The organism is Streptococcus sp. HMSC070B10 (assembly GCF_001808665.1).
Lineage (GTDB): Bacteria > Bacillota > Bacilli > Lactobacillales > Streptococcaceae > Streptococcus.
Genome location: NZ_KV794214.1, coordinates 78,561 through 91,650, shown reverse-complemented (window position 1 = coordinate 91,650; position 13,090 = coordinate 78,561). Strand labels below are relative to the sequence as shown.

The window sequence follows — 13,090 nt, the reverse complement described above, 5'->3', positions numbered from 1 at the left end:
GAGGAAAATAATGAACGTATCTTCTAGTCCAAGTATTACCTTCATGCTGCAATATACAGAAGCAAATAGTGGGTTTGTAGACTACACCAATAGAGACGAAGCTGTCGAGGTTGATAATGAATTAAATTTAGAAACACACAGACAAAATATTGAGTCTCTAACTGAAGATGAACTACAAAAAATTCAAGCTGAAGTTCCAGAAACAAAACTTAATTTCCAGGAGTACATCGATTATATGAATCGTTCTTATGCTACTGAAAATCAAAATGAAGAGATGACAGCGATTTTTACAAAAGAAGCCAATTACTTGCAGCGTAGCAAAGTAACTGAATTGAAAAGTAAGTTAGAACAGGCTTATCAAAATGGTTCTCTTCTATGGCAAGGTGTTATCTCTTTTGATAATGATTTTTTGGCCAAAGAGGGATTATATGATTTGGAAACTGGGAAAGTTGATCAGCAAGCCATCAAGTCGGTCATACGTGAAGCATTGCCAAGATTGATTGAAAAAGAAGGATTATCCGACTCATCATTTTGGTGGGCTAACATTCACTTGAACACGGATAATATTCATGTGCATTTTGGTTTATCTGAAGTTGAATCTGCAAGAGATAAATTTTTCTATCGGCCACGTGGACGAATGGAATATAGAGGTAACTTTTCCCAGAAAACCATTGAGCGTTTTAAAAGTGATGTTTTTCATGGTCTGTTGAATGAACAGACTAGAGGAATGATTGTTCGACGAGAACAAATCTTGGCCAATATCAGAAGTGAGTTGATCAATTCTGTGTTTAGAGATCAGAAGGTTCGTTCTTCGGCTGAAAAAAATTTTTTGGAGCAGGCTTACAACCATTTGCCAATGGACAAAAAATGGCGTTATGGATCAAATGCAAGAGATTTTGCAGTCAGTAAATTCTTCATCGACCGCTATCTGGATTCCTATTTAGAAAATGATGGGAAAGAGCTCTATCAAGAATTTCTGAAAGAAACGAAGGACTTGCTAGAAACTTATAGAGGAGCTTATTCAGCTGAAAAAAAATCAACCTACGAAAAGATTCGGAAAGTTGATGGTCGTTTTGAGAAAACACAACAGGAAGCTGCAGGCTATCATCTACAGCAATTAATAGCGAATCGAGAGAAGGAGTTGAGAGAACGACTAGCAAATAAGATCTTGCACCTATTTCGTGAGAATGCTCCTGAAATAGCTGACGTTCGGCTGGAAAAAAATTTGGCCAATTTCTCAGTAAAGAATCAAAAATTAATTTTAGCCCAGGATCCCAATGCAAGTGTTATCAAAACACTAGATGCCTGGAAAAAACTGGGTTATGATCTAAAAGATGGGGCGAAACCTCTTGAAATCACAAAACCAGTCTATGCTACTTATGACAAACACGGAACAGGTTTGGGACGTCCTGAATTTGTTACGGAATTAGTTTATGATGTGAGTCAGATGAAAGAAGACTTACTACAGAAGCAACTTAGTTTAAGGGACTTATCGCTATTTTCTTCAGCTGATTTGAAAGAACTTGTAGAAGCAGCTAAAAAGAAAAGTGATCGATCATTAAAAGAACGCCAAGAGCTAGGAACATTTCGCTATGCTTTAAAATTGAGTTTATTGGAGGAAAAGCAGAGTAGTTTATTAGTTCGTAAAACTCTTTTTGATCAAATTCAACCACTTGAAACCGATAAGCCATTTGTTGAATTAAAAAAGAAGGAGATTCTTCAAAGACTGCAGCTGACTGAATTGCAACTGACTCCAAATTATAAACTAGGTGAAGCAGACCAATCTCTAAAACAATCTCTTGCCAACCAGTTTGAAGATAGTGTTTCATTTTCAGTAGAAAAGGCTGATTCATTAACAATTCAAGCACCTATCAAACGTTTGAAGGGAGAATTAGCTACAGTTCAATCTCTTCAAGATGAAGGAGTTTTGACCATTCTAAAGGGCTATCCTGTTACGAAAGATAGCTACATAGAAGAGTTACAGACACATATCTCTATTTTTCAGTTGAAACATCAGATTTACAGTCGAAACAAGGAAATTTCACAAACGACTGATCAAGCAACTGTTCAAAAATTAAAACAGGAGAATGCGAAAGGATTTTCTGAGCTCAAATCACTCTATCAAAAATTATTGCCGGAGGAGGAAAGTAATCAGAAAAGTCAGTTGGCTCAAGCTGTTTCACAGAAAATGCAAGAAAGAAAGGTCTTGCAAAGAAAAAATATCCAACAATCTCAAGGTAAAGCAATCATCAATACAGATTTCATGAGAAATTTGACCAACTCTCTTCAGAGGGCACAACGTGCAAATAAAAAAGCCCTCATTGAACGTGAGAGAAGTGATGAGAGACAAGACCTGGAGGAAAAAGGCCACAGTATATAAAGGTCATTGTAAAAGCAATGACTTTTTTTAGTTTAAAAATGGAATTGTATTGTCCCTTTAACTGGAATTTCTTGGTTATTGCATAGAATAGAAAGATAAAAAGAGAAAGGAGAAGAAAAATGAAGCTATTATTTCCAGATGTCGCAGTTGAAGACTTTGATTTCTCAGCCGAATGGTTAATTACTGCAATGAATGCTGATAACAAGCAAGTGCATTTTGAGGGCCAAGGAAGAAATTCTGATTTAGAAATGGTTCTAGATTTTAAGGAAAATTCTGAGCTATTTGAATCTTTTTCAGTAGGGGAATTGGTTCACTTAGATCCAGAAACGTTTCTACAAGCAGAGAAAGAGCCGTATAAACCACAGTATGAAGGATTTTAAGGAGATTTTATATGACAGAACAAGAATCAAGACGTGGGAAAACTCGTAGAGAACGTGTTGAATTTGCACGTTCTAGAGATATTTTGGATGTTGCAAATGAGCTTCAGATGGAGCTAGTTCGCTCCGGACGAGACTATCGATGGAAAGAACATGATAGCCTAGTTATTTCACCTGATAAAAATTTATGGAAATGGTTCTCTAGAAATACAGGTGGAGATGCGATTTCTTTGGTTGAGACGATAAAGGAAGTAAGTTTTAACCAATCTGTAGATTTTTTAAATGATGGAAACTTTAAAGAGTTTCAAATGGTTGAAAGGCCTCAAGAAGATTTTAAATACTATCTTGAGAAATACGAGCAGCCGTTTTCAGCTGGAAGAGATTATCTACGGAATCAACGTGGGCTATCAGACGAAACGATTGATTATTTTTTGGAACAGGGTGTTTTAGCCCAAGCTAACGCTAAACTTGACTACTTTGCGGAAGGCAATGATGGAGTTACAACAAATGCGATTGAGCCAGTTATTGTCTTCAAGTCCCTTTCTTCTTCAGGTGAAGTTGTTGGAGCCTCTTTACAAGGAATACAGGAGAATTGGGAGAAGTGGCCAAAACATGGATATGCTAAAGTGATTATGAAAAACTCCGATCCTATGACAGGTATTCATGTTGATATTGGCAGTCCAAAACGATTGATTTTCACTGAGAGTCCAATTGATTTAATGTCCTATTATGAATTGCACAAAGATAGTCTTCAGGACGTCAGATTAGTCTCTATGGATGGTTTGAAAGAATCGACTATAGGCCGTCATCTATCTCAAATTCAAGCTGAAATATCAGGAAAACCGCTAAGATGGACACCTGAACAATTAGCGGACGGGCTTCAAGTAGCTATTGATCATCACTTTTTTGAAGATGGGAAAATGCGGATTTGATTACTCTAGCTTTAGATAATGATGAAGCAGGTAGAACATTCATTCAAGAATTAGAGGCAAAAGGAGCTGTTATCAATTCAGATCTACCAGAACTAAGACCAGGACAAGATAAAACGGACTGGAATGATGTTCTAAAGAATCAACAGGAAGAAAAGCCTGACAACAGTCGTCTTGCACAGGCACGTCGAAAATTGGAACGACTAAGGGGTGAACAAGACGAGGCTATTTCAAGGGCTTATTCCCACCAAGCGCTAACAAATGGGCAACCCATGAATGATAAGCGAGGAGGTGCTAGCTTTAAACGTAAGCAAGAACAAATAGAAGATCAAGTCTTCTCAAAGATGGATGAGATTAGGCAACAGGAAGAGCGAGTAGAGCGCCTGGAGCACCAACAACATTTGAAAGAAATGGGGTTGAATCGTCAGGGAAGTGGTCTGGAGATGAGTGTTCAAAATATACCTAGAATCCGTGAAGAGTTAGAAAAAGCTAAACGTGGGGAGTCGTTCTTTACCAAAGCTACTCTCAAACGCTATCAAGAAGAGTTGACTAGACTTGAGGCCATATCTGAACAAATGGGTAAAACGAGCATTCAACCAGCAACTCAAGCCTTAATTGATGAAGGGCTAGTGAACCAGTGGCAAAAACAACAAAATACGTATTTGGTAAAAGGGTTACGAAGAGTTGCCCTGGAGTTGACTGAAGAAGGAGAGTTTCAATTATCTTCACAAATCAAGTATCATCCGAAAACAGACGAGGAAAGACTGAAGGTGGATGAATTACTTGCCAAACAAGCGCAAGGAAATATTGGAGTAAAACCAATGATACAGGAAGAGCGAAGTTCAGTGCCTCCAGAGTTATTTGTAGCCTTTGATTTTACAGAAAATCCAAATCTATCTCAGAAATTCTCATCAGGAGATGTGATTCCATATAAGGATTTTATAGCTCAATTGTATGAAGAGAATAATTTGAGAATGCTTAGCCTGGGATATGATAAAACTTATTTTGCATTGCAAGATGAAAAGGGGAGTCGTCTGACAGATGATTTTCGATATGATATTGGTAGTGAAGACAGTGACCTTTCAACGCAATTGGGAGAAACTCTTCCAACTCCTTATTTAGAACAGGCACAAAAAGCAGATCATGATTATCAATCACAGATTTCAGCTGAGGAGAATGTTCAAACAGAGTCAGTTGAATCAGAAGAAAAAGCTCCTGAGAGTTCTCAGGAGCAAATGAATGATAGGACCAGTGGTGGCACGGGTTCTTTACAGCCTAAAGCTGAAGGCAGTACCTCACCTGTACTTGAAACAAGTACCTTTGAGCAAACTGTTACCAGTCACCCGACATCATCCTATCCGTACCTTCATTTTAGCACAAATTATGATAAAGTGCAACGGCGAGTGGGGAATTATCACCCAATTACACCTGCCGATTTAAGACGTTTGAACCAATATGCGCCCTCCATTCAAAGTACAGCGTCCTGGTATTTAAGTGAAATGGCTGGCAGTAAAATAAGTTTTGTTTATGCGGATCATGGAGAAGAGAATGTTCTTCAAGTAACTTTCCAAAAAGAAAACTTTATCCATCTTTCAGGGATTAGACCTTTTGAAGAAGGAAAAGGTGCTGCTGATTTCTTAGAAGATTTTGCGGCTGGTCGAGGTCATTATGACGGTATGTTGATTAGTAATTCAATTAAGGATAAATTGCAGGTTCTTCCAATGCTTCAGGATATTTTAGAGCCGCAATCCTTTGTTCTGGATGATTTGAGCAGTGTTGAAAAGCTTCACAATCTCAATATGAGTGAAGCTATTAAAGCAAAAGATGAAGATTTCTTACTACTGTTTAAAGATATCGGAGATGAAAAAATTCCAGCCTCTCTTATGAAACTCAAAGGAGAGCTTGCAACTAGTGTTAAATTGTTGGATGAAAAGATCATTCTCGGTGTCTATAGAGAAAGAGATGGTCACATTGAGCAACTGTCAATTAATGAGGAATATGTTAAAGACAATGGTGCAGAAATGCTATCAGTTTTGAAGAATAAGCAGTTTGAAGAAGTTTCTAAAGAAATTGAACAAACAATGCTAGAGAACACACTGAATAGCCCTCTACTTGATTCGGCTACGTTTACTCAAGTCTTAGATACTGTCTATAATTTAGGTGTGCCAGGTGACATCTCAAAAACTCCAGAAGAATTTCATCAAGCCTGGAATCAGTATCTTGACTATGCGAAACAGCACAATGATAAATTTGATCAGATTGTTGCTGCAGCTGGAGAAGATAATCTTCTGGATAAAAATTCCGACTTTTATAGAGACTGGCATCAAGATCATATTTATAAAGATGACTATCATATTCGTCTTCAATGGTCCGAGGATCGCCCAGATGGCCCGAAATTGCCGTTTAAAGAGACAGAGCTTATATCTTATCAAGACTTTGCTAAAGAACTATACAAGGCCAATCAGGACTTTTATCCAATTCATCAAGAAGGAATGAAACAAGTAACAGCAGGCAATACTGAAGGTTACATCCCTCCTACCAAAATTAAGTTTGATGTTTATGCTCCAGGGGGTGAAATGATCAAAGAGGGAATTCGATATGATATTGGAGATGAGAGTACACCAATTTCACAAATGCTAGGATTAGGATATCGTCGACTCAACGGTCAATCTGTACTAGCATCAATGGATGAAGAAATTCTTTCTCAGTTGGAAAATAGAGAGGTGAATAAGGAAATTTCCCAGGAAGCAAATGAATCGGCTCGATTGACAGAAGAAGGAGAAGGTCAAACTCCTGATACAAGAGAAACGGTAGCTTTTCAATCTTCTAAGCAAGAAACTAAAACCAATTTGCTTCAGCGTGTAGAGGAGATCCTGAAAGAGGAACCTATTTCGGATTTGGAGATCCCTGAAGTAAACTCAAGTAGTATTGATTATGCTACTTTAACGCCTCATGAATTAAGTGAAGTTGCTTTTCAAAAAGTGAGAGAGTACACAGAAACACCTGAACGGTTAGAAGAGTATCTGAATTTTATGAGTAAGTTTCCAGAACTTTCTCCTAGAAATGTAGCTTTGATTCAGGAACAGTGGCCAGGAGCGAGTGCAGTCGCAACCTATAATCAATGGCAATCGATGGGGGAAGTTCTTGGGATTACTTCAGATCAGGTATTTGAAACTAGAAATACCTATACCAATAAAAAAACAGGTCGAACAAGAGAAGTTGTCCATAACAATCTTTCGGTTAAGACAGGAGAAAAATCACATATTACCTTGTTTAGACCTATGATGGTTGAAATGATTCCTGTATTGGATGAAAATGGGAACCAGGTAAAAAATGGAAAAGGCAATCCAAAATATAAAAGACTTTCTGAAGCGACACCTGAAGAAAAGGTTTTAAAGAAAGAAGGAAAATTGAAATCTCGCTTCTTCCAAGAAAGAGATTCAAATACAGGCTTAGCTAAATTCGCTACGTATAAAGTATTTGAGTTGTCCCAAACAACCTTGAAGCCTGAATTTTATCCCAAAGCGATGCCAAATCGTCACTATAACTTTAATATGGATCATATTCGTACGAAAGAGGTGCTAGAGGGGCTTTCAGACTATGCTAAGAATATTGGGGTAACAATCTATCAAGACGATGCAAAAGAGTTGAGGAGTGCGAAAGGAGCTTTTTATCCAGATGAACAAAAGATACTTTTGAATCCAGATAATACTCCTGGAGAAGTCGTTGCAACCACAATTCACGAGTTGGCGCATGCTAGTCTACATAACCCTAAATTTGCTAACTCGTATAAGGAAGATGTCTCAAAAGATCGTAGAGAACTTGAAGCTGAGATGACAAGTTATCTCGTTTCTAATCATTTTGGGTTAGATACCTCTGAAAAAGCTATTCGCTATATGGCAATTTGGACTGATAATTTGACCTCTCTTGATGATCAACAACTAGCGCAATCTATGAAACGTATTCATGGAACAGTATCTAAGATTGTAAAAAGTGTTGAACAACATACAAAGCCTTATCAGTTGAATAGACAGGTGGGACAAAATCAAAATTTTATCCAAAGCCCAAAGAAGGGGCTTAAAGTATAGAAAGAGTGCTCTTTGTGAGCCTCTTTTTTGTGTAAAAAGTTATATAACTTTTTGTGTTGTTCTTTGATATGAACTCGTTCTACTCTGTGTCAATGTCCCTTTACAAAAGATTTTTTAATTATAGCTTACAATGACAGAAAATGAAGTAGAAGGAGAATGATATGGTTATAGTTATTCTGGCTGAAAAAGAGAAACAGGCAGAAGCTTATGCTACAGCTTTGGGACAATTTAGTAAAAAGAAAGGTGTCTATGTTATCAGACAATCACTCTATTTTCCAGCTGAAATTCATGTGGTGGCTGCTGAAGGGCACCTATTTGAATACAGTGAACCAGACAACTGGTCACTTGATAAATTACCTCTGACAAATGTTTCATTTAAGCAACATCTCAAGGAGGATAAGAATTCAAGAGAAAAATTTAAGAGAATTTATGATGAAGTGGTAGCAGCGGATCAAGTGATTATTGGGACGGATGCTGATAGAGAAGGAGAGCGGATTGCGTACTCTATTTTGTCGCACATACCAGGAGGCAAGGAGAAAATTTGGAAACGGCTTTGGGCAAGCTCCTTGACCAAGAAAGCTCTTCAAAAAGCTTTTCAGGAATTGAAGGAACCTTCAGAGACCTATAATTACTATTTGGAAGCTGAAGCACGTGCACAAAGTGATTGGTTGGTAGGCATGAATTTATCACCTCTTGCAACGATTGATCTTCAAGCAAAAGGACAGCTACCCCGAACAAAGGGAAGCCATTTATCAGTTGGCCGAGTTCAGACACCTGCAATTAGACTAGTCTGTGAAAATGATTTAGCGATTCGTAACTTTACCCCAGAAAAATATTGGAAGCTTCAGCTGGAGGATAAGAAAAATGGGGTATTCTTCACCACAAAAGATAAAACTAAAGATAGTGAGGCTATTTTAGCCTCTTCAAGGAAGCTATCAGCTACCTCTGTTATTTCTTCAGTTGAGGTAGAAAATCATCAGAAATCCGCTCCAAAACTATTTACCTTGTCTGAATTACAAAGTTTTGCAGCAAGCGCCTGGAAATTTGACTCAAGTAAAACAGAGAGTATTGTAGAGGGACTGTATTTGAAAGGTTTTCTCTCATATCCACGACCAGACTCAGAATACATCAGTCACTTTGAATTTGATGATTTAAAAGAAAATCTATCTGCCTATCAAAGGGCCATTAATTGCCATTTTCAGCCAGCGTTTTTGGAGCCTAGGGAAAATTATGTCAATGATGAAAAAGTATCTGGTACAAGCCACTCAGCCTTGATTCCGACTGAAAAAGTTCCAAATCTTTCAAATTTAAAAACTGATCAACGACTGATTTATGAAGCAGTTGTGAAGCAGGCAATCTTGATGTTTGCGGATGATTGTTATTATTCAACCAAAACAATTGAAGTAGAAAATAATGGTTTTGTTTTTAAAACAAAGGGTAGAACGCTTCATAAGTTGGGATGGGCTGAATGGAGTTCACGAAAGGTACGAGGTCCTGTTGAAGTTCCTGATTATCAAGTGGGAGATAAAATTGAGACGCAAGTTCAGATTATAGAGGGTGAAACAAAACCACCCAAAAGATTAACAGAAAGCCAATTGATTGGCCAAATATTTCCTAAATATGGCTTGGGAACACAAGCCACTAGAGGAGAAATCATTAAAAAAATTCAAAGTAAGGGTTATGTTGTTAAAGATAAAAAAACAGGTCAACTAACGCCTACCAACAAAGCCTATCTACTTATCAATTATCTCTATGACAATGAGTTTTCTGATCCAGAGACAACAGGAGGCTGGGAAATGTTTCTATCTCAGATAGGAGAAGGGAAAATTAATCCAAGAGAATTTGTGGATGCGATAAAAGATAAGCTCACTCTTCAAATCAAAGAAGTAAAAGAAAGAGGTGATTAAGTGTGACTACTGAAGAAAAGAAAAAAACACCCTATTTAGATCGTTATACAGATAATTTGACAGAAAAAGTTTCAAAAAAAGCAGAAGATTATCAGGTGTACGGACGTGATAAAGAAGTAGAAGCTGTTCAGACCTCTCTTCTCAGGAGAACCAAGAACAATCCAATTTTAGTGGGAGAAGCTGGAGTTGGTAAAACAGCCATTGTTGAAGGATTTGCTTTGGCCATTTTACGAAACCAGGTATCTCCAAAATTAAAAAACTTGACAGTGCGATCTTTGGAATTATCTAGTTTAATGTCAGATGAGGATGGAGGATTTATTGTTAAGTTTAAAAAAATTATTGAGGAGATGGTAGAAACTAAAGGAGAAAACCTTCTCTTTATTGATGAAATTCATACAATTGTTGGTGCTGGAGGTTCAGATAAAGGGGCTCTGGATGCTGGAAATATTATTAAGCCAGTTTTGTCACGTGGTGAGATTCAATTGATTGGCGCAACTACTTTAGATGAATTTCATGAATATATCGAAACGGACCGAGCGCTAGAGCGAAGGATGCAGCCAATTATGGTTTCTGAACCGACAACTACTCAAGCGATTGAAATTCTTGAACAAGCTAAAACTATTTACGAAAACTTTCACCAGGTGTCTATTAGTTCTGATGCTGTAAAACAAGCTGTACTTCTATCTGTTCGCTACATACCTGATCAATTTTTACCTGATAAAGCCTTTGATTTAATAGATGAAGCAGCGACAATTTGTTCTACAAATGGATTAGCCCATGTCGGGAAACAAGAAATTGCAGAGGTGCTGAAAAATAAAACAGGTATTCCTGTCACGACGATTTTGAAAGGTAACAAGGAAAGACTTGATGGTTTAAAAGAAAAGCTGTCACGACGTGTTAAAGGCCAAGATGAGGCTGTAGAGGCTGTTGTGGATGCTATAACCGTTGCACAAGCTGGTTTACAGGATCAAAGAAAGCCTCTATCCTCCTTTATGTTTCTAGGAACTTCTGGGGTTGGAAAAACAGAGCTTGCCTTGGCACTAGCAGAGGGGATGTTTGATGATGAGGAGGCAATCATTCGTTTTGATATGTCTGAGTATAAACAAAAGGGAGATATCACAAAGCTGATTGGCGATCGTCAAACTAGAACGAAAGGACAATTGACTGAGAAAGTTAAACAAAAACCTTATAGCGTTATTCTGATAGATGAGGTGGAGAAAGCACATTCCGAAGTTGTAGATTTATTTTTGCAAGTGCTTGATGCAGGGCGCTTGACTGATTCAACTGGAAGGCAAGTGGGCTTTAAGAATACAATCATTATTATTACTACGAATATTGGTGCTGAAAAAATTATCAAGCAGTATGAATTGAAAGGGAATTTTAAAAAATTAACAGATAGGGATAAAGTTCAGTTTGAAAAGAGCATGACGTTGGAGTTAGAAACTAGGTTCAGACCAGAATTTCTCAATCGAATTGAATATAAATTGATTTTCAACATGTTAGATGAGGAAGTGAATAAGGAAATTATTGTCAAACAGCTATCAGAAATTAAAGAAAGAATGAAGAATCAAAGGTTGACTCTCTCTTATGAAGAAAGTTTGATTACTTATTTGTTGGATATAGGAACCAATATAAAGGATGGTGCACGGCCACTGGAAAGAGTGATTAAACATAAGGTTCTCCCTTTAATTTCTAAAGAGTCTCTGAACTTACCTGATCACAATCAAGAGTATCATTTTCATCTTTGGGTAGAAGGTGATGCGCCAGATGAGCATCACCGTGAAGATAAAAGAGAAATATTATTCGATGTTGAAGCTGAAAAGACGTCATTTGGTGAAGCATTATTTTCTTAAAACTCACCTTAAAAAAATGATTGTCCCTTTAAAAAATTTTTTTCAATTATCTATTATACTAACGTTGTCAAAAAAACAAAGGAGGATTTCTATGAAAAACTATTTGACAAGACAACTTCAGCAAGTAAAAACAAAATCACAGATGTTTTTATTGAGCCTTTCCCTATTCCTAACAGGATCTACAGTCTATGCGGACGATCCATTTGCTAAGTCGGAAAACTTGGCGCAACAAGGAATTACAAAAGTTCAGCTAATAAGTATTGCACTATTTGGACTAGCTACCGTTGTCACTTCACTCATTTATGCGTTTGGTGGACGGGAGTTAAAAGCCTCAATGAAAAAACATTGGGTTTCAATCGCAGTTGCAATTATTGGTGTTTCAGCAGGTCCAAGTATCGTTGAATGGTTCTCTAGCTTTATTAAAAGTTAAGGGGTGAAATTATGACTTTTTCACTCTTTAATAAAAATAGATGTTCTATTACCGATGAGCTTTTCCTAGAACTTACCTGGGACGATGGAAGAGGTCTAGAGGAAGATAGTGAACTGCTTGATATTATTGAGGGATTGGATCATCTCTCTAATTTTTCTCAGCCGATTTCAAAAAGTTTGCCCTACCTAACATTTCAACAGGCCGAGTTGTTATTTAGAGAGTTGAAACAGATGTATGGTCAGTTTCAGCTTAAAAGAGTGGCAATCGCCCATCTGGAAGGGAAAAACGTGGTGACAGAAGGAGAGGTTTATGCTAGTCCATTCCTCATTACAGAAGACTATGAAAACCTCTTACTTCCACTCATTCAGGCGATACTTACTCGCTCTGAATTTGCAAATTACAGCTATCAAGAAAAAAGGGAGTACTTTGAGAACCAGATTTATCCTGTATATAAACAAAGTATGGGATTGTCCGATTCTTCTCTTCCTCTTTTCCCAGCTGAAGGTGAGACGGCGGTTATTTCAAAACTAAATCATCCGTCACATGATCTAAAAGTAGGAGGTCAACCAACTGTTATCCCTCCTATAACTCAAAAGCAGTCAGTTTCTCTAAAGAAAATTTATCTATTTTTAGGTTTTTTAGGAGTGCTTACAGTAGTAAATATCGTTGGTGTATTTTTTGCTTTCGCTCAACTATCAAGCCAGTCCGAAAAAGTAAATTTCTTATATCAGGAACAAAAGAATACTCAACATCTTATCTCAACGAAAAATGAAGTTGATGTATTTAGCCGTTATTTCTTACCTTCTTATTACTCAGGCAAAAAAGAAAACCTAGTAGATTTTCTTTCTGAAGGTGATGCAAAATTTACCAAACCAAAAGAAGGAATTTTACAGTCCGTTATTTTAGAGAAATTGAATTATGATTCAGAAACTCAAAAATATGCGGTTTCCTATATCTTGTCTGTCAAAAAAGGGGATAAATCATCTAGCGTTAGATTAACTTTTGATGTAAAAGCTTCTGATTCTTCAAAATATGGATTTGTTGTAGAAACAGAACCAAAAGAATCAAATTATCTTAAAAATTAGAAAAGGAAAAATCAAAATGAACAAGAAACAAGTATTAGCTA

At 37.2% G+C, this 13,090-nt stretch carries 8 protein-coding genes; all 8 read left to right on the top strand.

The genetic code is table 11. The annotated features are described in order from the left end of the window. The first annotated feature begins 10 nt into the window (after positions 1-10). Entirely contained in the window at positions 11-2,380 is a 2,370-nt protein-coding gene (gene mobP2, locus HMPREF2613_RS07855; protein ID WP_070479949.1) for a MobP2 family relaxase, read from the top strand. 119 nt (positions 2,381-2,499) lie between these two features. Then, the gene (locus HMPREF2613_RS07850; RefSeq protein ID WP_006155102.1) at positions 2,500-2,760 is read left to right on the top strand and encodes a hypothetical protein; all 261 of its coding nucleotides are present in this window, start codon (positions 2,500-2,502) and stop codon (positions 2,758-2,760) included. 11 nt (positions 2,761-2,771) lie between these two features. Next, positions 2,772-3,689 (top strand): CHC2 zinc finger domain-containing protein, encoded by a 918-nt coding sequence (locus tag HMPREF2613_RS11800; protein ID WP_261673989.1) that lies wholly within the window; start codon positions 2,772-2,774, stop codon positions 3,687-3,689. Beyond that, positions 3,686-7,774 carry a PBECR4 domain-containing protein gene (locus HMPREF2613_RS07845; protein WP_261673988.1) on the top strand — a complete coding sequence of 1,363 codons (4,089 nt, stop codon included), beginning with the start codon at positions 3,686-3,688 and terminating at the stop codon, positions 7,772-7,774. Before HMPREF2613_RS11800 ends, HMPREF2613_RS07845 begins: the two co-directional genes overlap by 4 nt. A 161-nt stretch (positions 7,775-7,935) precedes the next feature. Continuing rightward, positions 7,936-9,681 (top strand): type IA DNA topoisomerase, encoded by a 1,746-nt coding sequence (locus HMPREF2613_RS07840; RefSeq protein WP_070479948.1) that lies wholly within the window; start codon positions 7,936-7,938, stop codon positions 9,679-9,681. A gap of 2 nt (positions 9,682-9,683) precedes the next feature. Then, the gene (locus HMPREF2613_RS07835; RefSeq protein WP_070479947.1) at positions 9,684-11,534 is read left to right on the top strand and encodes an AAA family ATPase; all 1,851 of its coding nucleotides are present in this window, start codon (positions 9,684-9,686) and stop codon (positions 11,532-11,534) included. Between the two features lie 91 nt (positions 11,535-11,625). Then, positions 11,626-11,964, top strand: coding sequence for a TrbC/VirB2 family protein (locus HMPREF2613_RS07830; protein WP_070479946.1), 339 nt, complete (start codon positions 11,626-11,628; stop codon positions 11,962-11,964). 11 nt (positions 11,965-11,975) lie between these two features. Continuing rightward, complete coding sequence (locus HMPREF2613_RS07825) at positions 11,976-13,049, top strand: hypothetical protein (RefSeq protein WP_070479945.1); 1,074 nt, start codon at positions 11,976-11,978, stop codon at positions 13,047-13,049. The last annotated feature ends 41 nt before the right edge of the window (positions 13,050-13,090 follow it).

Excerpts from the sequence above, each read along its gene's own strand:
- mobP2 (WP_070479949.1), top strand. The coding sequence starts at position 11 with ATGAACGTATCTTCTAGTCCAAGTATTACCTTCATGCTGCAATATACA.
- HMPREF2613_RS07850 (WP_006155102.1), top strand. The coding sequence starts at position 2,500 with ATGAAGCTATTATTTCCAGATGTCGCAGTTGAAGACTTTGATTTCTCA.
- HMPREF2613_RS07840 (WP_070479948.1), top strand. The coding sequence starts at position 7,936 with ATGGTTATAGTTATTCTGGCTGAAAAAGAGAAACAGGCAGAAGCTTAT.
- HMPREF2613_RS11800 (WP_261673989.1), top strand. The coding sequence starts at position 2,772 with ATGACAGAACAAGAATCAAGACGTGGGAAAACTCGTAGAGAACGTGTT.
- HMPREF2613_RS07830 (WP_070479946.1), top strand. The coding sequence starts at position 11,626 with ATGAAAAACTATTTGACAAGACAACTTCAGCAAGTAAAAACAAAATCA.
- HMPREF2613_RS07825 (WP_070479945.1), top strand. The coding sequence starts at position 11,976 with ATGACTTTTTCACTCTTTAATAAAAATAGATGTTCTATTACCGATGAG.